The sequence below is a fragment of the Empedobacter sp. GD03861 genome (genome assembly GCF_029840885.1).
In the GTDB taxonomy this organism is placed as follows: Bacteria; Bacteroidota; Bacteroidia; order Flavobacteriales; family Weeksellaceae; genus Empedobacter; species Empedobacter falsenii_B.
On sequence record NZ_JAOCDJ010000003.1, the window covers coordinates 90,119 to 112,071 of the forward strand.

General features: G+C 32.1%; 21 protein-coding genes and 1 pseudogene. 8 read left to right on the forward strand and 14 right to left on the reverse strand.

Features of this window, described 5'->3' with window-relative positions; genetic code table 11:
- Positions 1–5 precede the first annotated feature (5 nt).
- Positions 6–644: a DUF308 domain-containing protein gene (locus tag N5D03_RS02520; RefSeq protein ID WP_280050861.1), complete on the reverse strand. Its 639-nt coding sequence runs from the start codon at positions 642–644 to the stop codon at positions 6–8.
- 174 nt (positions 645–818) lie between these two features.
- Here N5D03_RS02520 and N5D03_RS02525 point away from each other — a divergent pair, with 174 nt between their 5' ends.
- A complete protein-coding gene (locus N5D03_RS02525) occupies positions 819–2,144 on the forward strand; it encodes a hydroxymethylglutaryl-CoA synthase (protein WP_280050862.1) in 1,326 nt (441 codons plus the stop codon).
- Positions 2,145–2,178: 34 nt separating this feature from the next.
- Here N5D03_RS02525 and N5D03_RS02530 read toward each other — a convergent pair whose 3' ends face one another.
- Positions 2,179–3,603, reverse strand: a complete 1,425-nt coding sequence (locus tag N5D03_RS02530; protein WP_280050863.1) for an MATE family efflux transporter — start codon at positions 3,601–3,603, stop codon at positions 2,179–2,181.
- Between the two features lie 200 nt (positions 3,604–3,803).
- Here N5D03_RS02530 and N5D03_RS02535 point away from each other — a divergent pair, with 200 nt between their 5' ends.
- Positions 3,804–5,918, forward strand: a complete 2,115-nt coding sequence (locus N5D03_RS02535; protein ID WP_280050864.1) for a prolyl oligopeptidase family serine peptidase — start codon at positions 3,804–3,806, stop codon at positions 5,916–5,918.
- A 79-nt stretch (positions 5,919–5,997) separates the two neighbouring features.
- Positions 5,998–7,047 (forward strand): NAD(P)-dependent alcohol dehydrogenase, encoded by a 1,050-nt coding sequence (locus N5D03_RS02540; RefSeq protein WP_280050865.1) that lies wholly within the window; start codon positions 5,998–6,000, stop codon positions 7,045–7,047.
- 62 nt (positions 7,048–7,109) lie between these two features.
- On the opposite strand, the gene N5D03_RS02545 is transcribed toward N5D03_RS02540, so the two are convergent.
- Both N5D03_RS02545 and N5D03_RS02550 read right to left on the reverse strand, forming a co-directional pair.
- Positions 7,110–7,331, reverse strand: coding sequence for a hypothetical protein (locus N5D03_RS02545; RefSeq protein ID WP_038336556.1), 222 nt, complete (start codon positions 7,329–7,331; stop codon positions 7,110–7,112).
- A 31-nt stretch (positions 7,332–7,362) separates the two neighbouring features.
- The gene (locus N5D03_RS02550) at positions 7,363–7,620 is read right to left on the reverse strand and encodes a hypothetical protein (RefSeq protein WP_038336554.1); all 258 of its coding nucleotides are present in this window, start codon (positions 7,618–7,620) and stop codon (positions 7,363–7,365) included.
- Positions 7,621–7,926: 306 nt separating this feature from the next.
- Between N5D03_RS02550 and N5D03_RS02555 the strand changes: the two genes are divergently transcribed.
- Entirely contained in the window at positions 7,927–9,009 is a 1,083-nt protein-coding gene (locus N5D03_RS02555) for a hypothetical protein (protein WP_280050866.1), read from the forward strand.
- Positions 8,993–9,622, forward strand: a complete 630-nt coding sequence (locus N5D03_RS02560) for a hypothetical protein (protein ID WP_280050867.1) — start codon at positions 8,993–8,995, stop codon at positions 9,620–9,622. Before N5D03_RS02555 ends, N5D03_RS02560 begins: the two co-directional genes overlap by 17 nt.
- On the opposite strand, the gene N5D03_RS02565 is transcribed toward N5D03_RS02560, so the two are convergent.
- From N5D03_RS02565 to N5D03_RS02575, 3 genes are all read right to left on the reverse strand, one after another.
- Complete coding sequence (locus tag N5D03_RS02565) at positions 9,562–10,119, reverse strand: 5-formyltetrahydrofolate cyclo-ligase (RefSeq protein WP_280050868.1); 558 nt, start codon at positions 10,117–10,119, stop codon at positions 9,562–9,564. The two genes, N5D03_RS02560 and N5D03_RS02565, sit on opposite strands and share 61 nt — an antisense overlap.
- 374 nt (positions 10,120–10,493) lie before the next feature.
- Complete coding sequence (locus N5D03_RS02570) at positions 10,494–10,724, reverse strand: ferredoxin (protein WP_038336269.1); 231 nt, start codon at positions 10,722–10,724, stop codon at positions 10,494–10,496.
- A gap of 14 nt (positions 10,725–10,738) precedes the next feature.
- Positions 10,739–12,031, reverse strand: coding sequence for a peptidase U32 family protein (locus N5D03_RS02575; protein WP_125349183.1), 1,293 nt, complete (start codon positions 12,029–12,031; stop codon positions 10,739–10,741).
- A gap of 154 nt (positions 12,032–12,185) precedes the next feature.
- Here N5D03_RS02575 and N5D03_RS02580 point away from each other — a divergent pair, with 154 nt between their 5' ends.
- A complete protein-coding gene (locus N5D03_RS02580; protein WP_038336271.1) occupies positions 12,186–12,527 on the forward strand; it encodes a DUF4377 domain-containing protein in 342 nt (113 codons plus the stop codon).
- 39 nt (positions 12,528–12,566) lie between these two features.
- Positions 12,567–13,340 carry an RNA methyltransferase gene (locus N5D03_RS02585; protein ID WP_280050869.1) on the forward strand — a complete coding sequence of 258 codons (774 nt, stop codon included), beginning with the start codon at positions 12,567–12,569 and terminating at the stop codon, positions 13,338–13,340.
- Positions 13,341–13,403: 63 nt separating this feature from the next.
- Here the strand turns inward: N5D03_RS02585 and N5D03_RS02590 are convergent, their stop codons facing one another.
- From N5D03_RS02590 to N5D03_RS02610, 5 genes are read right to left on the reverse strand one after another with little or no spacing between them, the layout of a single operon-like run.
- On the reverse strand, positions 13,404–14,318 hold the full coding sequence (locus tag N5D03_RS02590; RefSeq protein WP_280050870.1) for a hypothetical protein: 915 nt from the start codon (positions 14,316–14,318) through the stop codon (positions 13,404–13,406).
- 29 nt (positions 14,319–14,347) lie between these two features.
- Complete coding sequence (rnhA, locus tag N5D03_RS02595) at positions 14,348–14,821, reverse strand: ribonuclease HI (protein ID WP_038336544.1); 474 nt, start codon at positions 14,819–14,821, stop codon at positions 14,348–14,350.
- A gap of 3 nt (positions 14,822–14,824) precedes the next feature.
- Positions 14,825–16,675: a M1 family metallopeptidase gene (locus N5D03_RS02600; RefSeq protein ID WP_280050871.1), complete on the reverse strand. Its 1,851-nt coding sequence runs from the start codon at positions 16,673–16,675 to the stop codon at positions 14,825–14,827.
- Positions 16,672–17,418: a lysophospholipid acyltransferase family protein gene (locus N5D03_RS02605; RefSeq protein ID WP_280050872.1), complete on the reverse strand. Its 747-nt coding sequence runs from the start codon at positions 17,416–17,418 to the stop codon at positions 16,672–16,674. The genes N5D03_RS02600 and N5D03_RS02605 overlap by 4 nt, the downstream gene beginning before the upstream one ends.
- Positions 17,419–17,473: 55 nt before the next feature.
- Entirely contained in the window at positions 17,474–19,099 is a 1,626-nt protein-coding gene (locus tag N5D03_RS02610) for an alpha/beta hydrolase (protein WP_280050873.1), read from the reverse strand.
- 166 nt (positions 19,100–19,265) lie between these two features.
- Here N5D03_RS02610 and pgi point away from each other — a divergent pair, with 166 nt between their 5' ends.
- Positions 19,266–20,918 (forward strand): glucose-6-phosphate isomerase, encoded by a 1,653-nt coding sequence (pgi, locus tag N5D03_RS02615; RefSeq protein WP_280050874.1) that lies wholly within the window; start codon positions 19,266–19,268, stop codon positions 20,916–20,918.
- A 61-nt stretch (positions 20,919–20,979) separates the two neighbouring features.
- Here pgi and N5D03_RS02620 read toward each other — a convergent pair.
- Positions 20,980–21,138: pseudogene (locus tag N5D03_RS02620) on the reverse strand (thiamine pyrophosphate-binding protein); the annotation flags it as partial.
- A gap of 234 nt (positions 21,139–21,372) precedes the next feature.
- Entirely contained in the window at positions 21,373–21,894 is a 522-nt protein-coding gene (locus N5D03_RS02625; RefSeq protein ID WP_125349193.1) for a plastocyanin/azurin family copper-binding protein, read from the reverse strand.
- Between the last annotated feature and the right edge of the window lie 59 nt (positions 21,895–21,953).

Genomic DNA, 21,953 nt, shown 5'->3' on the forward strand with positions numbered 1-21,953 from the left:
GTTTTTTATTGATTTTTAAAATCTTCGATTTCTTTTCTAATTTCTTCATATCGACTTCTCAAATCGTCCGAAATATTATTCGGGATATCTTTAATTTTCTTCAATTGAAGCGAAATAAAAATAGCAAATAATCCTGATGAAATTACAGCTAATCCAAGCCAAGCTACTGCTGTTAAACCTGCTAATTGTGGAGATGATAATAAAATTAGGGAAATAATTAATCCAATAATTGCTAAAAACAGAGAAACTCCCCAATCTTTTACACCGTAATTTTTTAGGTCAAATGCATAACTAATTCCAGAAATAGAACGGAATAAAATTAAAAATCCAACATAATAAGCAAAAACTTCTAAACTTAGAATTGGATTGATAACTAACATAAATCCAACAATTGCTGTGATAATTCCATAAGTTAATGTCCAGCCCCAACTGTCAATTTCATCTTTATTTGAAATCGAAAAAACAATTTCCGAAATTCCAGAAAATAAAAAAGATACAGCAAAAAATACTGAAAGTGCAACATACGATGCTGTTGGAAAAGCGAATGTGTAAATTCCAAGTCCAACGAATAATAATCCTATGATTAATAAAATCCACCAATATTTGACAGAATTTTTGATTGATTTGTAAAAAGTACGAGCCATTTTGAAAAAAATATTTTAAATATCACTCCTAAATTTAAGACATTTTACAATTAAATCGATACTTTTTTGATTAATTTATAATGAATATCGATTTCTTAAAATTCAGGATTTATTTCATACCTAATAAAAATTAAAATACGCTTAACTTTGAAGTTCGCTTAAAAAATAACGAAAATGAAGTATGGAATAGAGGCGGCTTCTATCTACGTTCCGCATATATATTTACCAATAAAAGATTTAGCAATTCAGCGTAATATTGATCCTGATAAACTTGAAATTGGTTTGGGTTTAAAGAAAATGTCAGTTTTAGACGCTCACGAAGATACAGCAACGATTGCTGCGAATGCTTTGTTGAAATTAATCACAGATTTTGATATAAATCCAACTGAAATCGGACGAATTTATTTAGGAACAGAAAGTGCTTTGGATGGGGCAAAACCAACGGCAACTTACGCAGTTCAGTTAGTAGAATCTGTTTTGGCTAAACAATTTGGTGAACGACCTTTTAGACATACAGATGTTGTGGATATGACGTTTGCGTGCGTGGGTGGAGTAGATGCGATGCACAATTCTATCGATTATGTTCGTGTAAATCCAGCTAAAAAAGCAATTGTAATTGCGGCAGATTATGCAAAATATGGTTTAGAATCGACGGGAGAATATACGCAAGGTGCTGGTGCAGTAGCGATGTTAATCTCGAATCAACCAGATTTGATTGCGTTTGATAACAATTGGGGAATTGGAATGGAATCTGTTTTTGATTTCTTTAAACCACATCAATCAACTTCTGAAGCAACAATTTTGAATGCTTTAGGAACTACAAAATCTGAAATTGAAATTTTTTCAGATGAACCAGTTTTCGAAGGTCAATATTCTAACGAATGTTATAAGAATAGAGTAAGAGAAGCTTATTTTGATTTTAAAGAAAAAGCTGCTGTTGAAGGTAAATTGTACGAAAATTGGCGATATATTGCTTTTCACTTGCCTTATGCATTTCAAGGAAAAAGAATGTTTTCGGATGTTTTTGCGTTAGAAAATGGTCAAGATAATTCGAATGATAACTTGAAAATTGTTTCAAAATCGGATGAATATAAAGCTTTAATCAAAGAAAAAGTAGAACCAACTCAACGTGCCTCTTCGGAGATCGGAAATATGTACACAGCTTCTGTTTTCACGGCGTTTTTATCGGCTTTACAAGTGAGTGCTGATAATGATGAAGAGTTGAATGGAAAAACTGTTGGATTTATTGCGTATGGTTCTGGATCTAAATCGAAAGTTTTTCAAGGACAGATTGGTGAAGGTTGGAAAAATGTGATCAATAAAATAGATTTGTTTAATTATTTGAATCAAAGAGAAGCAATTTCTTTTGAACAATACCAAGATCTACACAATAAAAATCTGAAAACATCAATCAATGCTTCAAAAGGATTTGCTTTAGATCGCATTGAAACTGAAATTCCAGATTTGAAAGGTGCAAGATATTATACTTTTAAAGGATAAAATATAAAAAAATCGCTCATTTGAGCGATTTTTTTTATACTATTTTCTGCTTCCATTTCCCTCGTTTAAAGAGAATAAATGCTAAAATTGCAATAAACGTTTCCGAAACAGGAATTGCTATAAAAACGCCTTCTTCTTTTAGGTTGAAATGATACGTCAACACATACGCTAATGGAATTTGGAATAACCAAAATCCAACAAAATTGATGATGGTTGGTGTCATTGTATCTCCAGCGCCGTTAAAAGCATTCATCATTACCATTCCAATTCCGTATAATAAGAAACCAGTTGCAAGAATGTACATTCCTTCTTTTGCAACAAGTTTGATATGCGCTTCTGTTGTAAAAATTGAAACTAAATAATTGCTTAATCCATAGAAAATAATACTTACAATCAACATGTAAATGATGTTAAATTTCATGGTCATAAGGACTGATTTTTCTGCTTTTTCGGGATCTTTATTTCCTAAATTTTGACCAACTAAAGTTGCCGCAGCATTGCTCAACCCCCAAGCAGGTAACATAAAAAACATCATCAATCGTAAAGCAGTTTGATAACCAGACGATGCAATTTCTCCACCAGATTGAGCAACAATTCGAGCGAGAATAATCCAACTACAACTTGCAATAATGTATTGTACAATAGCAGGAACTGCAATTTTTACAATATTGATAATTAGTTTAGATTTTGGAAGGAAATAGCTCCATTTGATTTGAATTAATGAATCTTTTTTCGTTAAACAATACAATTGATAAACCACACCACCACTTCGTCCAATAGCAGTTGCTAAGGCAGCTCCTTCTAATCCCATTTCAGGAAAAAAGAACCACCCGCGAACAAGAATTGGACACAGAATAATATTTATTCCGTTAGCTAACCACAAACTTTTCATCGCAATTGCTGCATTTCCAGCTCCGCGAAAAATTCCGTTAATCAAGAATAATAACACAATTGATAAACAACTTGCCATCATTATTTTAGTAAAATTCTTCCCGTATTCTGCGGCTTGTTCAGATGATCCCATCCAAATCAATAAATCTTTGGCGAATATAAATCCGAAAATACTCAACAGAATTGTAATGATTATCGATAATAAAATTGCTTGCGAAGCACTTTCCGAAGCTTTTTCGGGTTTCTTTTCTCCAATTCTTCGTGCAATAATGGCAGTTGCAGCCATACTTATTCCGATTGAAATCGAATAAACAATTGTTAATAAAGATTCTGTAAGACCAACGGTTTGTATGGCGAAAGCGCTTTCTTTTAAATGTCCTACAAAATATAAATCGACCAATGCAAAGACAGATTCCATCACCATTTCGAACATCATCGGAATTGCTAATAGAAAGACTGATTTTTTGATTGGTAACGCGGTTAAATCTAAGTTTTCGCTTGAAAAAGATTGTTTAATCAACGAAAAAATAGACCCAATTTTGGCTGTTAAAGACTTTTCTAAAGTCATTTTTTTTTGGTTTTTCAAATTAAAAATACTTGATAAATTTTTAAATCAAAATGAATTTAACGTTAAGTTGCCGCGAAGTTGTAAGTATTCATTTCAATTAAAATCTGAGAGGATTTTGCCCAAAAATAAATCATTTTTTTCAATACCAATTTATCTTTTTGATTTTATTATCTTTACCAAAATAGCTATACTAAGAAGAAATGAAAAAAACTGCTTTTATTTTATTTAATGTTGCCCTTATGGTAGGAGTGAATGCACAGAGTTATAAGAAAAAGTATCCAGATACAAAAAAAATTGATCATGTTGATACGTATTTTGGAGAGAATGTACAAGATCCATATCGTTGGTTGGAAGACGATTTGTCTGAGGACACGAAGAAATGGGTAATTGAACAAAATAAAGCAACTTATGCTTATTTGAATAAAATTCCGTTACGTACGCAATTGAAAAAATCGTTGACGGATATTTGGAATTACGAGAAAATTTCGACGCCTTTCAAAGAAGGAGATTATACGTATTACTACAAAAATGATGGTTTACAACAACACTCAGTTTTGTATCGTAAATTAGGTGAAAATGGAGCAGAAGAAGTTTTTTTAGATCCGAATAAATTCTCAAAAGATGGTTCTGTTTCGTTGGCTGATGTTAGTTTTTCTAAAGACGGAAGCTTAGTTGCATATTCTATTTCAGAAGGTGGATCGGACTGGAGAAAAGTAATTGTTTTGAATGCAAAAGATAAAACTCAAGTTGGAGAAACATTGATTGATGTTAAATTCTCTGGAACAGCTTGGAAAGGAAACGACGGTTTCTATTATTCTTCTTATGATAAACCAAAAGGATCTGAATTATCAGAAAAAACAGATCAACACAAATTATATTACCACAAATTAGGAACAGCTCAGAAAAAAGATCAATTAATTTTTGGTGGAACTCAAACTCCTCGTCGTTATGTTGGTGCTTATTTGACGGATGATGAGCGTTTCTTAATTATTACAGCTGCGAATACAACAACAGGAAATGAGTTGTATTATCAAGATTTGTCTCAAGCAAATAGTCCAATCAAAACGATTGTGAATAATTTTGACACAAATACTTCTGTGATTGATAATGATGGAGAGACTTTCTACATTTTTACAAATAACAAAGCTCCAAACAATAAAGTAGTTAAAGCAACTATTTCTGATTTGAGCGAAGCTGCTTGGAAAACAGTTATTCCAGAAACTGAAAATGTATTATCTGTTTCTACAGGAGGAGGTTATTTATTTGCTAAATACTTAAAAGATGCAATTTCGGTTGTAGAACAATACAAATATGATGGATCAAAAGTTCGTCAAATTACATTGCCCGGAGTTGGTTCTGCATCAGGATTTGGAGGGAAAAAATCAGAGAAAGAAATCTATTTCGGATTTTCAAATTATATCACACCATCTACAAGCTACAAATACAATGTAGAAACGGGATCTTCGGATGTTTACATTAAACCAAATGTGAAATTTAATTCAGATGATTACATTTCTGAACAAGTTTTTTATACGTCAAAAGATGGAACAAAAGTTCCGATGATTATTACGTATAAAAAAGGATTGAAGAAAAATGGTAAAAATCCTACAATCGTTTATGGATACGGCGGATTCAATATTAGTTTAACACCAGGATTTAGTCCAGCAACTGCTGCTTGGATTGAAAATGGTGGAGTTTACGCTGTTCCAAACCTACGTGGAGGTGGAGAATATGGTAAAAAATGGCACGATGGAGGGCGTCAATTCAATAAATTGAATGTTTTTAATGATTTCATTGCTGCTGCAGAATATTTACAGAAAAACAATTACACTTCACCAGATTTTACTGCATTATCAGGAGGATCTAACGGAGGTTTATTAGTTGGAGCAACAGAAACAATTAATCCAAAAATAGCAAAAGTAGCATTGCCTGCGGTTGGTGTTTTAGATATGTTACGTTATCATACATTTACTGCTGGTGCAGGTTGGGGCTATGATTATGGAACAGCTGATGATAGTAAAGAAATGTTCGAGTATTTGAAAGGATATTCACCAGTTCACAATGTAAAAGAAGGAACATGTTATCCTGCTACATTAGTCACAACAGGAGATCACGATGATCGTGTAGTTCCTGCGCATTCGTACAAGTTTGCGGCTAATTTACAAGCGAAACAAGCGTGTGATAATCCAGTTTTAATCAGAATTGAAACAAAAGCTGGTCACGGAGCAGGTCGTTCGACAGAAGTTGTGATCAATGAAACAGCTGATAAATATGCGTTCACTTTATGGAACATGGGAATAAAAAAATTGAAATAATTATAATTTAATTCATTCAAAACCATCTGATTATTCAGGTAGATTTTTTAATTTTATAGGGTTAAAAATTTTAAAAATAATGAACACAAAAACATACGCAGCGTTTAATGAAACTGATCCATTAGCGCCACACACAATAGAACGTCGACATTTACATGCGAAAGATATTTTTATAGATATCGAGTATTGTGGAGTTTGTCACAGCGATATTCATACAGCGAAAGGCGATTGGGGAAAACCAAATTATCCGGTTGTTCCTGGTCACGAAATTATTGGTCGAGTAAAAGAAGTTGGTTCTGAAGTGACAAAATTCAAAGTTGGAGATTTGGTTGGAGTAGGTTGTATGGTAGAATCTTGTCAACATTGTCATTCTTGCGACGAAGGTTTGGAGCAGTATTGTGAAAATGGTTTTACAGGAACGTACAATTCTAAAAACTCGAAACATGGTGGAATCACTTACGGTGGTTATTCAGAAAACATCGTGGTAGAAGAAGATTTTGTGCTTCACGTACCCGAAAATATCGATGTAAAAGCTGCTGCGCCATTGTTGTGTGCGGGAATTACAACGTGGTCGCCTTTGCGTCACTGGAATGTAAAATCGGGCGATAAAGTTGGTGTAATCGGTCTTGGAGGTTTGGGACATATGGGCGTTAAATTTGCAAAAGCAATGGGTGCACATGTTGTAATGATTACAACATCCGAATCTAAAGGTGAGGATGCAAAGAAACTTGGAGCTGATGAGGTTTTGATTTCGAAAGATGCAACACAAATGAAAGCGCATGCAAATTCATTTGATTTTTTATTGAATACAATTCCTGTAAAACACGATGTTAATCCATATTTACAATTATTAAAATTAGATAAAACAATGTGTATGGTTGGAGCTATCGAGCCTTTAGATGCTGTTCACGGAGGTTTATTGATTATGAAACGTCGTAATTTAGCAGGATCTTTAATTGGAGGAATCAAGGAAACACAAGAAATGTTAGATTTTTGTGGAGAACATAATATTGTGTCTGATGTCGAAATGATCGATATTCAAAATATTAATGAAGCATACGAGCGAATGATGAAATCTGATGTGAAGTACCGTTTTGTGATTGATATTAAATCATTGAAAGAATCTTAATCTTAGATATAGAAACAAAAAAATCCGCTCATAAAGCGGATTTTTTATTGAGTTTTCAAGTTCTATTTCGCAACAGAATCTTTTGTTGTTTCTGCTGGATTTACAGTTTTCGAAGAATCTACCGTAACTCCTTCTACAGAATCTGCCGCAGGAATTTCTGCTTTATCAACATTTACAGAATCCTCAGCAACTGTTGTTGGTTCTCCAATACTTTTTGCTTCTTGTTTACAAGAAATTGCTGTGAAAGAAATCGCTGCGAAAGCGAATAACGCTAATTTTTTCATTTGATTTTTTTTGTTTAATCTATTCTACAAATTATTTTTTCTCTGTTGTTGTAGTCGTCGTTGTTTCAACTTTTACAGGAGTTTCTTTTACAACTGCCGAATCTTTGATGACAACAGAATCTTTTCCTACAGAATCAATTTTTACTGAATCTTCGATTGTTGTAATTGTGTCATTTTTTACTTCTGTTTCAGTTTTTGTTTCTTTCGATCCAAATAAATTACAAGATGTTAAACCAAATGCAGTTCCGATTACTCCTAATACGATTACGTTTAATGCTAATTTTTTCATAACTTTAATTTTTTAATGTTTAATTGATTTTTTGTTTTTGTTGATTTTTCAATCATTTTGTTGAACCAAAGTTAAGCGGATATCAAAGTTTTTCGAAGCAAAATAGTTGTAAGATGATTGTAATCCAATCATCAAATATTCAACAAATGTTTTACAACAAAAGAAATCATTTAACAACGCATTAATAAAGAAATACAACTCAACATATCAAAAAAATTATTTTATTTGTAGTTGTATTAAAAGACAATTTGTAAAATCGAAATTATTTTACAAAATACTGAAAACCAAATTTATAAATTTTATTTTTTGAGCAAATTTACAGATATAGAAATTTTCGAAATTCTGAAAAAAACGATTTCAAATCGATTTTTAGAAGAAAATTCTGCTCAATCCGATAATATCTCCGATTGGAAGGGGCAAGAAATTACATCTTTCCAAGACGATTTATTCAATAAAACCAGATCTACCGTTAGCGAAAAGTGGTTTTATACGTATTTTAAGTCAGATTTTAAGAAGCTTCCGCGTATTGATATGCTCAATCTTTTGGCGCAATATTGTGGATTTAAAAATTGGGCGCACTTTCTTAATGTTCAAAAAATAGAACATTTTGGCCCAAATAAAGCTGAAGAATCGACGATTGAAGCAAGAGAAAACGAAGGTTTTTCATCAGAACATATAACTCCAGAAGAATCTGAAGTAGAGATTCCAGCAGAAGTTAAACCATCAACAGAAAAAGAAATAATTCCTGCAAAAGAGGAACCTGTTAAAACAAAACCCAAGCTAAAATTGATTTCAATAATAGCAGCTGCAGTTGTTTTGTTTAGCGGAATTGGCGCAACTATTTATTATTCAATTTTTGGTCAGCGCGAGTACGAATTTTGTTTTGTAGACTCGGACAGACAAGCTGCAATTACCAATTCTGTTGAGGTTACAATTATTAGAGATGGTTTTACGCCACTTTATTTATCGACCAAAACAGGTTGTATCAAATTCGAATCGCAAAAAGATACAATCAAGATGTTTGTGAGTTCGCCTTACTATAAACAAGATACATTTAAGGTTAATTTGCATCAATATAATCAGCCAGAAAAGCTTTTGTTAGAGCCAGATGATTATAAGATTATGCTGTATTATTATTCGAATTCAGCAAAAGATTTGAAACAACGAATTTCTAAGCTAAATCAAATGATTGCGGATGATGCGTTGATTTATCAAGTGTATGACAATGATTTTTTTGGTGTAGAGATTCTTTCTAAACAACAATATATCAATTTAGTTACAATGCCTACGACGTCGTTAAAGAATTTTTCTTTGATCGAATCGGAAAGGAAAAATGGAAAAATTGTGAAATTAAAATTTAAAATCCAACAAGATGAGAACGATAAGTAAAATAGTTCAGTTTAGCATGATATTGCTGATGAGTGTTTGGATGATATTATCGTGCAAAGACGATAAATATAAAGGAGATTATAACCCAGAAGCAATAAAAGGTTACAAAAACGAAGCATCGACAGTAAGTAATAAAATGGATTCGGTAGAAGCTGTAAATTTTATTGCAAAGCAAAAATTGCGCGAGTTTTTCGAGCTTTCGGCACTGGCATCTAATACCAATGATACGGTTGTTGATAGTTTGTTGAGAGATCAATTGTTATCTTATTTTCCTAAAAAAGATACGACCGAAATATTTTCGTTATTGAGAGAACTTCGTTCAAAAAAAGTAACATTTACTTCCGTTTCTAAATTTGCAATTTTACCAAAAGATTCAATTACACCTGACTCTATCAAGCGAATTGCGTATACAATTAATTATTTCAATTCGGATAAAAAATTAATCGAAACCAATAATCATGTTGGGGTATTTGTGTTAAAACAAGAGCCAATCAAATTTCAACGAGAGTTTAAATTCTATTTCAGAACATTAAATGAGAAACAAGACTCGATTCAGAAAGATTCAATTCCATCAGGAGTAATACAAAAATCAAGAGGAAAATCGCCGAAATAAGCGTCTTCAATATATTCAATAGGTCTAAAATAAGTTAGACCTATTTTTTTTGAATTAGGTTTACATCTTGCCAAAAACTTATCATAATATCCCCCGCCGTATCCGACGCGATTTCCTTTTTTATCGGCAACGAACATTGGAATAAAAATAACATCAATCGCTTTAGAATCAATTTCTGAATACTGAGTGGGTTCTGGAATTTGAAGTGAATTTAATACCGTTTCGAAACCTTTTTCTACTTTACAATTAATCATATCATCGCCAACAACCAAAGACAAAACCACATCTTTTTGTTGCTGAAATAGCCAATTTATGATTGGATAAGTATTGATTTCGTTATTTTTTTCGATAGGTAAGAAAATATGAAAAGTCTGATCTGTAGAAAAATCTAATTGTTTAATGTGTTCAAAAATTTGCTCACTGAAACTATTCACTTCTTCTTTGGTGAATGATTTTCTTAACGTTCGGTAATATTTTCTAGCTTCAGACTTTGTCATTTCTTCGTAGTTTGATACGAAGTTAAGAAATTATTAAAGTAAAAAAGTAGAGAGTAATAAATTCCAATTAATTTAGAAAAACTAAAACAAAAATAAAACAAGCGATTGCCATAAATAACAATAAGTTAACAGGTTTTACTTTCATTTTACTAAACAAAGACTTTTTGTAAGTTTTGTGAATTCTCTTCGGTTTTGACATTTTTAATTTCGTTATCAATTCTATTATCTAGATGCAAATATGGTAAAAAGGTTGCTTATAAAAAAAAGGGAAACCGTAAATATCTTTTATGAATTTGTATATTAATTAAATAAAATTAAAAAAATAAAAAGTCCATCAAAATTTTGATGGACTTTTATATAGCTAATGTTTTAACCTAAATTTCTTTTACTGTAATTATATTTACAGGGCAAGCTTTGGCAGCACGTTCGCAATTATCTGCGATAGAATGATCAGGGTCTTTCAACGTGTGGAAACCTTTTTTATCAATTGCTTTTAATAAAACAGATTTACCATCTTTTTTTGACATTCTGAATCGTTCTGGTGCTAACTCATAACAATAGTTGCATCCGATGCATTTATCGCGTTGTAACGTAATAATGACCATTGATAACTATTTTTTTAATGAGAATAAGCGCCTTCTTCAACACTATTTTGTTGTGTTCCTGGCTCTTCTACTTTTACTAATTTGTATAATTTATCAGATGGACGAATTCTAAATTCCATCGGAATTGTAATCGAATCACCTTTTTTAGCTGTATCAGATTTTACATCTTCCACCATCATTTCTGTTACCACCATTTCTTTGGCTCCAGTTGTTGGTCCTGTAACTAAAATTAAATCTCCAATTTTCAAATCATAGGCATCAATTACAAATTGACCAATACTTGGTTTTGGGAAGAAATGAACTCCTTTTCCGATATAAACTTTTTTCTGAGTTGCCATAGAACCTGGAACAGCAGACCATTCTCCTAATTTTTGACCTAAATAATATCCAGACCAAAAACCACGATTATAAACAGTTTGCAATAATCCCATCCAGTAATCCACTTTTTCTTTTGAATATGTTTTATCCGCAATAGAATCAATCGCTTCTCTATACGCACGAATTACAGTTGCAACGTATTCTGGAGCACGTCCACGACCTTCAATTTTCAATACTTTTACACCAGCATCAACCACTTCATCCAAAAATTCCATTGTACAAAGGTCTTTTGGCGACATCATGTATTCGTTATCTAATTCGATTTCGAAACCAGATTCTTGGTCGATTACCGTATATTTTTTACGACAGTTTTGTTTACAAGCTCCACGATTTGCAGAAGAATTGTGCGAATGTAAGCTCAAGTAACATTTACCTGAAACAGCCATACACAATGCTCCGTGACCGAAAATTTCGATTTCAACTAAATTTCCACTCGGTCCACGAACATCATCTTTGATAATTTGTTCACAAATCTTTTTCACTTGTTTCAAACTCAATTCACGCGACAATACCATTGTATCAGCAAACATTGCATAAAATTTTACTGTTTCGATATTCGTAACGTTAATTTGTGTCGAAATATGAATCTCAATCCCAATTTGTCTTGCATAGGCAATAACCGATTGATCCATTGCAATAACAGCCGTAATATTAGCTTCTTTTGCTCTGTCCAATAAGTTTTTGATTAAAGATAAATCGTGATCGTATATAATTGTATTTAAAGTAAGGTAAGAACGCACACCTTTTTCCTCACAACGTTTTACGATTTCTGGTAAATCGTCCATTGTAAAGTTTATTGATGCTCTCGCACGCATATTCAACTGCTCAACTCCGAAATATACAGAATCAGCTCCATTATCTAAAGCTGCTTGTAACGATTCGAAATTCCCAGCAGGAGCCATCAACTCCATTTTTCCATCTTTGGTCATACGAAAATTCTGATTTTAAGGTGCAAAGGTACAACAAAAAATACAAGTGATTAAGTTATTTATATTCAAGTTAAATTTTTGAAAATGAATTTACTTTGAAGTTTGAGCAAGTTTTTAGCATAATATTTGTTGTCAAACAATAATATGATATACTATGAAAAAAATTATTTTATCAAGTATTTTAAGTATTGGTTTATTTGCCTCTTGCGCTTCAACTAAAGAATTGAAACAAGGAGAAGAATTGTTAACAGTAGCTCCAGAAACAAGAGAATGTACTGCAGGAGTTGCGAAAATGCAATGTATGATGGTAAAAGAAGCAAATGCAGCTGAGTGGCAATATTTTTATAATCAGATTGAAGGATTTGAGCATGAACCAGGTTATGAATATCAAATTATTGTTTCAAAATCTAAAATTGAAAATCCACCAGCAGATGCATCTTCATTAAAATATAAGTTAGTAAAAGTTGTAAGTAAAAAATTAGCAACAATGAAATAATTTGAATCTACTTCAAAGAATTTCGAGTAATTTTGTAAAATGTTAATAGAAAGTCTTCAAAATCCAAGGATTAAAAACTTGCTGAAATTGCAAGAAAAATCGAGAGAACGTAAAAATCAAGGTTTATTTATTGTGGAAGGAACACAAGAAAATGAATTAGCTGTAAAAGGTGGTTACGAAGCGGTTGAAATTTATATTTGCGAAGATATTTATAACAAATCAATAGATTTTGGACAAGCAAAAGTATTTACAATTACCAAACAAGTTTTTGAGAAGCTTGCGTATAGAAAATCGACAGGCGGAATTATTGGTGTCTATAAAACGAAATCTTCGACATTGACTGATTTACAATTGCCAGAAAATGCATTGGTTGTTGTTTTGGAAGCGGTAGAAAAGCCTGGAAATCTTGGTGCAGTTTTACGAACAGGAGATGGAGCAAAAGTAGATGCTGTAATTGTTTGTGATGAAACAGTCGATTTTTTCAATCCGAATGTGATTCGTTCTTCGGTTGGAACATTGTTTACTAATCAAATTGCATCAGCAAGTAAAGAGGCTGTTTTGGATTTCTTAAAGTCGAAAAATATTCAAGTTGTTTCCACATTTTTGAGAGAGGAAACGAAGAATTTATACGAGACTGATTTCACAAAATCTTCAGCGATTATTTTAGGAACAGAAGCGACAGGGCTTTCAGATTTTTGGGCTGATAATTCAGCTGTTTTAATCAAAATCCCAATGTTAGGGTTTGTAGATTCGTTAAATGTGAGTAACGCAGCAGCGATTTGTGTTTACGAAGCTGTGAGGCAAAGACAATAAGATATTATAAAAATAAAAGCCACTTCGAAAAGAAGTGGCTTTTTGTTTTATATCCGTAAATAATTAACTAATTTTTTTCATTCTCTTTGCAGCTTCGTCCAACCAAGGTTGATAATTGCAATGTTTTTGTATCGCTTGATAAATTCCGTTGCTATTCGGATCTTTTGGATCAAGTTCGTAAATTAATGAATTAATAAATCCATTTTTTATCGATTGACTTTTGATGTTTTCCAATAAAGCATCCGCAGAAAGACCTTGATATAATTTTTCTTGTAAGTTTGTTAAGACAATATTGCGGTAACTCTGATACGTTCTATAATCCTCGTCATTATCTAAATCGATTTCATCTAATTCTGTCAAAAAATTAACAGGTAATTGCTGAGAAGCAGGATTGTAATATGTGTACGAATCCTTGTACATGTATAACAAATTGATAAAATCGTAATTCAAATTCGTTTTTTCTGTTTTGATGAACGAAGAATTAACTTCTAATTTCTCTAAATCTTCGAAAACTTTTTGATGAAAATTTTTGATTTGATTTTTGAAATCTGGCGGAGCAAGTTTAAACAATTCGGTATGATCAGTTAAGAATTTATCCGTTTGAAAACTTTTGTCAACCAAATAATTGTTTCGATTTTTGCCTATTCCAGAGAATTTGAAATTATTCTCCAAATGTTTTAAATCTGTATTTAGAATCAAACTATCACCTGGAATCAAATAAATTGTAAACTCTTCGCGCTCGATGGAAAGTGTCTTATAACCTTCGTCAACTAACTGAACTGTATCCGAAAAGTTTCCATCAAAATCTAAAGCAAAAGCTTTCTCACGATTATTCAATAATAGGTAAATGCTATCAGTTTGTGCGTTCGCGATTCGTCCACTAAAGTAGACAAGTTCACCTTTTTCTTTTTTGGATGAACAACTGTAAATTGTAATTAAAATTAGTGGGAGAAATCTCCACAACGTCTTCATTTTCATTTTTCTCTCTGCCTCACAAAAGTAGAAAATTATTCTTCGTTTTGATGAATTTCGAAGTAAGAATCTATCTTAAAATTTTCTGGTTTATTTGCTGCCGCAACCGCTAATTTATCAGCTTCTTCGTTCCAATGATGTCCAGCATGACCTTTTATCCATTGAAATTTTACGCGATGAATTTTATAAACTTCTAAAAATCTTTTCCACAAATCAGCATTCTTCTTTCCTTTGAAATTCTTTTGCACCCAACCAAAAACCCAACGTTTTTCCACAGCATCTACCACATATTTAGAATCCGTCACAATGGTAATCTCCGTGTTGGTAAACTTTAGTGTTTCTAAAGCCGTAATGACTGCCAACAATTCCATTCGATTATTCGTTGTTAATCGAAAACCTTGAGAAATTTCTTTTTTGACTTTTTTCTCGGTTTCCAACAAAATACAACCAAATCCTCCTGGACCAGGATTTCCCAACGACGAACCGTCTGTATATGCTACAATCGCCATGTTTTATGGTTTGTAGTTTAACATTGTGTCAATTGTTTGACGCGCAACAAAATGATAATTTGGACGTGCATCTTTGTAAATATTCTTCGCTAAATCTAATTGATTAGATTCTTTTAATGCTAAATACAAAGGCTCTAAAAATTTACGACGACCAACATTTACCAAGAATTCTTTCGCATTTGTGTTGACTTTATCGTAATGCATTAAAAATGCTTTTTCGTACCAAGCTGTTTCTATTTCTGGATTTTTAGAATTCGTAAAATCATAAATAGCATCCAAATAAGCTAAATCTTCCTTTGTGTTTTTAGTCGTATCAATTTGACGAATAAAATGAACCCATTCGTTTGTAGATTTCGTAGAAATTGCCACTTTTTTTGGTGCAACTTTATTTCTTCCGTTTGTAATATCTTGCTGTAATTGTGCTTCTGCTAAATCGAATAATTTTGAAGTAGGTTTTTTCAAATCTTTTGGCCAACCTATGTTATAAATCCATTCTTGAACAAAAGAATCGTCTCCATTTGTCAAATTAGCTTTCAAATATTCGACAAATTTTTCTGTAGTCATTGTTTGGAAAGCGTGCGAAGAAAAATATTGATTCAAGAATTTATCAAACTTTTCTCGTCCATATTTATCTTCTAACATTTTCAAAAATAAATAACCTTTATCGTAAGGAACATCAGAAAAAGCATCATCAGGATTTGCCCCTTTCATGTTTACTTTTAATGAAGTATATTTTTCTGGAATATTTTTCATTGATGTTTCTAAATCTTGAAAACCGATTACCGAAATCATATCCGCATAATCTTTTCCTTCTAATTCTTCCATAATTCTACGTTCGAAATAAACTGTAAATCCTTCATTTACCCAGAAATCATCCCAAGTAGAATTCGTTACCAAATTTCCAGACCAAGAATGCGCCAATTCGTGTGCAATCAAATTCGTCATCGAACGATCACCTACAATAGCAGTTGGCGTAGCAAACGTTAAACGCGGATTTTCCATTCCACCAAACGGAAACGAAGGTGGTAAAACCAAGACATCAAATTGTTCCCAAGGATATTTTCCGTACAATTTTTCAGCAGCAGTCACCATTTTTCCCATATCAGCAAATTCCCAAGCGGCAGCTTTCAATAATCCAGGTTCTGCATAAACACCCGTTCTGTTATCAATTGGTTGATATTGCACATCTCCAACAGCTAAAGCAATCAAATAAGGCGCAATTGGCTGAGGCATTTTGAAAGTATAAACTCCTTCTGCATTTTTTTCTTTCGGATTGATTGCGCTCATCAAAGGCAATAAATCTTTCGGTGTTTTTACTTTCGCATCATATGTAAGACGAACACTTGGTGTATCTTGAATCGGAATCCAAGAACGAGTTAAAATTGCTTGTCCTTGTGACAATAAAAATGGATGTTTTTTATCGTGCGTTTGTTGCGGATTTAACCATTGTAAGGCATTTGCATCAGGCGAAGTTTTATAAAAAACTTTTACAATTGTATCATTTGGTGTAACATCTATGATTAATGCTTGACCTTTGATCGAATCTTTTTCGCCTAATTTATATGTTGTTTTTTGACCATTCGCTAATAAAACAGAATCAATTGTTAACTTTTCGGTATCTAAAATCAATTGTTTTGCTTGATTATTTTCGAATGTATAAGCCGCCGAACCTTTGATTTGATGCGTATCGAAATCAGTTTCGATATCTAAACTCAAATGTTTGATGCGAGCTTTATCTAAATCAGAAAAAGTTTGATTATCCTTTGCTTCAATTTCTGTGTTAGAAGTGATTTGTTTATTGCAACTAACCGCCGTTAAAGCCGTTCCTAATGCGATATAAACTAAATTTTTCATTGTTCTAAATCTTTTAAAATCATGTTGTAAGCAGCTTCTTTCAAAGCAACTTTATCGTTTTTTACATTCAAATCTTTCGTTTCGAAAGTCTCCAATAATCGGACTTTTATTTTTCCTGGATAACCTCTAAACCAATTAAACGGAAACATTTTATTAACACCGTGAATCGCCAAAACAGCCAAAGGCGTTTGTGTTTCAATCGCAATGTTAAACGCTCCGTCTTTGAAAGGATCCAAATAAATCTTGAATTCTTTGTCGTTTGTTACGCCTCCTTCAGGAAAAATAAAAATACTCAGATTTTTGTCTAATTTTTTCTTTGCTTCGGGATAAACAAGTGCTTTACTACGTGCACTTTTTCGGTCGACAGGGATACAAATTCGCTCGAATATTCGTCCAAAGATAGGGATTTTGAGTAACTCTGCCTTGCCTACAAATACGATTGGATGATGTTTTAGAATCGTCAACATCAACATAATATCCATAATCGAAGTATGATTGGCTATAAAAACATAATTTTCTTTTGGATCGAGGGGGACAAGTTTTTTGTAATCTATTCTGAATCCCGTTCCATACAACACAAATTTGCCCCAATATCTAATTAACGGATAAATATATGGGAATGTTTTTTCGAAACTTGCCAAAGGTAGTACGATAAAAACGCCTATTGTTAGGACATAAATTGCAGCTAAAAATATCATCCAAATGCGCCAAATAAGGACAAAAAAACCTGTGATGTATTTCATTGAGTTGGTTTAGTGGAGTAAAGATATGGAGAAATTGAAAACTAAACCTATGTTCCTATTTTTTCAAAAACTTCAAAATAGCTTCATTTAATATTTTTGGCTGTTCGAAAGGAACATAATGTGTCGAATTTGGAATAATCAATAACTCTGCTTTTGAAATATTTTGTTGAATTTCTTTCGTATGACTCTCTTTTACTTCATCTTTTTCACCAGCAATAACCAATACAGGATTCTGAATTTTATTTAGTTCAGATTTCGTAATATTTGGTTCATTTAACATCAATTCGATTAAGCGTAAATTCGCGTTTTCGGAAGGTTTATTTGCTAAACTTTTCAAACTCCCAATCAGTTCTTCGCTTACTCCATTTGGATTAAGAACTGCTCCAATAGTTACAATTTTATTAACTAATTCAGGATATTTAGAATTAAAAATTAAAGCTGTATTTCCACCATCACTCCAGCCAATAAGATTGACTTTCTTTAGATTAAATTTTTGAATGATTTGAAGTAAATCGTTTGCAAATTCTTCGTAAGTGTAAGGTGTATGTGTCAAATCGGTACTTCTACCTTGTCCGCGCGTATCAAGAACAATTACTCGATAATGCTTCGCAAAAAATGGAATTTGTTGATAAAAATCCTCAATACTTCCATTATTTCCGTGCAAAAATATCAAAGGCTCACCTTCTCCATATTCTTCATAATAAATCTTCGCATCGTTTATATCAACATATTTTCCTGACTTATTTTTTCCGTAAATCGACCTTTTAGCTTTCTCTTTATGCTGATAGTATGAAATCAATTCTTGTGTTTTTGCATCAATTTCTTCAGGCTTTTCCTCATTTATAGTCAATTTATCTTTTGAATATAAAATATCTAAGTTAGCTATAAAAACCCCTGCAGAAGCTTCCCAATTACCTTGACTTTGATATCTAAACAACAAGTCTTTTGCTAAAGATTTTTTAGCAGAAACACCAAAAACAAAATCTTCTTGAGCAAGCTTTTTATAATCAACTAATTGTAGTGTCACAGCTATTTTATCCACATTTTTGAATCGAAATTTATATGGTGTTAAATCAATTTTTTGCCATCCAGTTGTAGATGTTTTATAAATAATATTTTCATCTAAAAGCGATTCTGTTGGCAAACCATTTTTAACAACGTAAATATTAACTTTTAACGTGATTTCTTCATATTTGGAACTTGGAATAATATGAAAATTAAATGCATTTAGTTTTGTATTTGGGTAAATTTCAAAAATATTTCCTTGTTCAATTGTTGGTACATTTTGATTAAACATTTTAGAAAAAGTAAGCATTGGACGAGTTTTTTGACCAATAATTTTCTCTTTCATTTTTTCTGTTTTAAGCGTAACTTCTGACAATGAAATTGATTTTTCATTCAAGATTATAATTGAATTCTGTTGAACTTCTTCTATAGATTTTGAAATTTCATCATAACCTAATGCATCAAAAATTAATTGACTTTTAGATAGATTTTCTGGAATTTCGATAGAAAAGTTACCATTTTCATCTGTAATTGCTCCAACTTCTGAATTTTTTATTCCAATCGAACAATATGAAATTGGCAAATTATTACTGTCTTTTACACTTCCTTTTAATTTAATTTGAGCTTGAAGAATTGTACAAATTGTTACGATTAATATAAAAAAATAGTTGCGCATATTTTATTGTTTTGGTTATAAGACGAATTGTTTTTAAAAAGGTTACATGAGAAGATTGATAATTATTTCTTAAATTTTTGTTTCCTACAACGTTATCGTGACAACATTGATTTTGAGATGAAGTTGAAATGATTAAATTTGTTAAGGAAAGAATACTAAAAATATTATGGCTTTAAATACAATCAATCCAACAACTACAAAGGCTTGGAATGCTTTAGAACAACATTTTCAAACGATTCAGCATACATCAATCAAAGAATTATTTGCTCAAAATGCAAATCGTTTTGAAAAATTTTCAATTCAATATCCTTCATTATTAGTAGATTATTCAAAAAATAGAATTAATGCAGAAACGATTCAACTTTTGGTTGATTTGGCGAAAGAAATGGATGTTGATACGGCAATTCAGCAAATGTTTGAAGGAGATGTCATCAACGTGACAGAAAAACGAGCTGTTTTGCATACAGCTTTACGTAATCGCTCTAATGAAGAAGTTTTGGTTGACGGAAAAGATGTGATGCCTCAAATTAATGAGGTGTTAGATCAGATGAAATCTTTTTCGGAAAAAGTAATTTCGGGTGAATGGAAAGGTTTTTCAGGAAAAGAAATTACAGACGTTGTCAACATTGGAATTGGAGGTTCTGACCTTGGACCTGTGATGGTGACGGAAGCGTTGAAACATTATAAAACTCGTTTGAATATTCATTTTGTTTCGAATATTGATGGAACGCATTTAGCAGAAACTTTTAAAGCAATAAATCCAGAAACAACTTTATTTATAGTTGCTTCAAAAACTTTTACGACGCAAGAAACAATGACAAATGCTTTTTCTGCAAAAGAATGGTTTTTGAATTCTGATGCGCAAGAAGCTGATGTAGCGAAACATTTTGTAGCGTTATCAACCAATGCAGAAGGCGTTGCAAATTTCGGAATTGATACGGCAAATATGTTTCAGTTTTGGGATTGGGTTGGCGGTCGTTATTCATTGTGGAGTGCGATTGGTTTGAGCATTGCTTTGGCAGTTGGTTTCGATCATTTCGAAGAATTGTTAGAGGGAGCGCATGAAATGGACGTGCATTTCAAAACAGAAACTTTAGATCAAAATATACCAGTTGTTTTAGCGCTTTTAGGAATTTGGTACAACAATTTCTTTGGTGCAGATTCGGTTGCTTTGTTGCCTTATGAGCAGTATTTATCGCGCTTTGCAGCATATTTTCAACAAGGAGATATGGAATCGAATGGCAAATATGTTGGTCGAGATGGAAAAAAAGTGGATTATGAAACTGGACCAATTATTTGGGGAGAACCTGGAACAAATGGACAACACGCTTTTTATCAATTAATCCATCAAGGAACAAAATTAATTCCAGCAGATTTTATTGCAGGAGCTAATTCATTGAATGTTTTAGGCGATCATCATGCAAAATTATTGTCAAACTTTTTTGCTCAAACAGAAGCTTTAGCATTTGGAAAAGATGAAGAAACAGTTGTTGCAGAATTAGAAAAAGCAGGAAAATCGAAAGAAGAAATTGATTTCTTAGCAGCTTTTAAAATATTTGAAGGAAATCGTCCTACAAACTCAATTTTATATGAAGTATTGACACCAAAAGTTTTAGGAAATTTAATTGCGATGTACGAACACAAAATTTTCGTGCAAGGTGTTATTTGGAATATTTTCTCTTTCGATCAATGGGGAGTAGAGTTAGGAAAACAATTAGCAAATGTGATTTTACCAGAGTTAGAAAATGATGAGCAAGTTACTTCTCATGATGCTTCTACAAATGGATTAATCAATGCTTATAAATATTGGAGAAAATAATTTATCAATATAATTACTAAAAAATCCGCGTGTTGAGCGGATTTTTTTATGAATTTTTGTGACCAGCTTCTTCATGTCTTACATGAACCCAATCAATTTTGTCACTTTGTTTAACTGCAATATTAAAAAAATTGAGACTATCACCAGTTACTGCATAAACACGTTTTATATTCGCTTTTTCTAGTAATTCTACAATTTGATGTGCTACATTCTTTCCCATAATAAAGTATTTTTTTGATTGTGACTAACAAGTTATGAAATTATAGAATGAAAATATTTGGAATAAGTGTTAAATATTTGAACAATAAATTTTTGTAAAATAAAAAAGCCTGTTAAGAAACAGGCTTAAAATTAACACATGAGGACAAAATTTACTCTACTAAATCTTATACGTACATGAATATTTCAATATTTGTGCCAAAACTATATTCGACATAAAAAATAATTGCACAATCTATTTAACCGCTTTTATTTTTCCATTCATTGTTGCAAAATGTCCTGGGAAAGAACATAAGAAATCGTATGTACCTTCTTCTAAAGTAAATTTGATTTGATCATTTTCTTTACCACCTAACAATTTTGTATGTGCAATAATTTCTGATTGTAACTCGGTCGGAATATAATCTGTCGCCTTAGCAGAAGCCGCTGTATTTGCAAAAGCAGAAGCATCAGAACCTGGTTTTAATAAAATAAAATTATGTCCCATTGCTTCTTTTGACATTTCACCAGCATTCATTAAGATTAAAGTTACTTCTTCACCAGCTTTTACTGTAAATTCAGTTTTATCGTAGCGCATATCATCACTCGCTTTCAAAACAATATGATTGTTTGTAGCAGGCGTAGCTGTAGAAGTTTCAGCATCTTCTGATGGAGCTGTACTATAATCTATTTCTGGTTGAGTTGATTCATCTTTCTTAGAATCTCCGCAGCTCATCATCAAAATTGCCGCGAAACTCATCAAAGCTATTTTTTTCATTATTTCAATTTTTTGTTTGATGTAAAAATAATGAAATTCAGTAACTTAAAAAAATTTAC

Bases quoted from the DNA above. Each gene is read 5' to 3' on its own strand.
- N5D03_RS02520 (WP_280050861.1), bottom strand. From the start codon at position 644: ATGGCTCGTACTTTTTACAAATCAATCAAAAATTCTGTCAAATATTGG.
- N5D03_RS02605 (WP_280050872.1), bottom strand. From the start codon at position 17,418: ATGAAATACATCACAGGTTTTTTTGTCCTTATTTGGCGCATTTGGATG.
- N5D03_RS02585 (WP_280050869.1), top strand. From the start codon at position 12,567: ATGTTAATAGAAAGTCTTCAAAATCCAAGGATTAAAAACTTGCTGAAA.
- pgi (WP_280050874.1), top strand. From the start codon at position 19,266: ATGGCTTTAAATACAATCAATCCAACAACTACAAAGGCTTGGAATGCT.
- N5D03_RS02575 (WP_125349183.1), bottom strand. From the start codon at position 12,031: ATGACCAAAGATGGAAAAATGGAGTTGATGGCTCCTGCTGGGAATTTC.
- N5D03_RS02535 (WP_280050864.1), top strand. From the start codon at position 3,804: ATGAAAAAAACTGCTTTTATTTTATTTAATGTTGCCCTTATGGTAGGA.
- N5D03_RS02560 (WP_280050867.1), top strand. From the start codon at position 8,993: ATGAGAACGATAAGTAAAATAGTTCAGTTTAGCATGATATTGCTGATG.
- N5D03_RS02545 (WP_038336556.1), bottom strand. From the start codon at position 7,331: ATGAAAAAATTAGCGTTATTCGCTTTCGCAGCGATTTCTTTCACAGCA.
- N5D03_RS02565 (WP_280050868.1), bottom strand. From the start codon at position 10,119: ATGACAAAGTCTGAAGCTAGAAAATATTACCGAACGTTAAGAAAATCA.
- N5D03_RS02540 (WP_280050865.1), top strand. From the start codon at position 5,998: ATGAACACAAAAACATACGCAGCGTTTAATGAAACTGATCCATTAGCG.
- N5D03_RS02525 (WP_280050862.1), top strand. From the start codon at position 819: ATGAAGTATGGAATAGAGGCGGCTTCTATCTACGTTCCGCATATATAT.
- N5D03_RS02530 (WP_280050863.1), bottom strand. From the start codon at position 3,603: ATGACTTTAGAAAAGTCTTTAACAGCCAAAATTGGGTCTATTTTTTCG.
- N5D03_RS02580 (WP_038336271.1), top strand. From the start codon at position 12,186: ATGAAAAAAATTATTTTATCAAGTATTTTAAGTATTGGTTTATTTGCC.
- N5D03_RS02600 (WP_280050871.1), bottom strand. From the start codon at position 16,675: ATGAAAAATTTAGTTTATATCGCATTAGGAACGGCTTTAACGGCGGTT.
- N5D03_RS02625 (WP_125349193.1), bottom strand. From the start codon at position 21,894: ATGAAAAAAATAGCTTTGATGAGTTTCGCGGCAATTTTGATGATGAGC.
- rnhA (WP_038336544.1), bottom strand. From the start codon at position 14,821: ATGGCGATTGTAGCATATACAGACGGTTCGTCGTTGGGAAATCCTGGT.
- N5D03_RS02550 (WP_038336554.1), bottom strand. From the start codon at position 7,620: ATGAAAAAATTAGCATTAAACGTAATCGTATTAGGAGTAATCGGAACT.
- N5D03_RS02570 (WP_038336269.1), bottom strand. From the start codon at position 10,724: ATGGTCATTATTACGTTACAACGCGATAAATGCATCGGATGCAACTAT.
- N5D03_RS02610 (WP_280050873.1), bottom strand. From the start codon at position 19,099: ATGCGCAACTATTTTTTTATATTAATCGTAACAATTTGTACAATTCTT.
- N5D03_RS02590 (WP_280050870.1), bottom strand. From the start codon at position 14,318: ATGAAAATGAAGACGTTGTGGAGATTTCTCCCACTAATTTTAATTACA.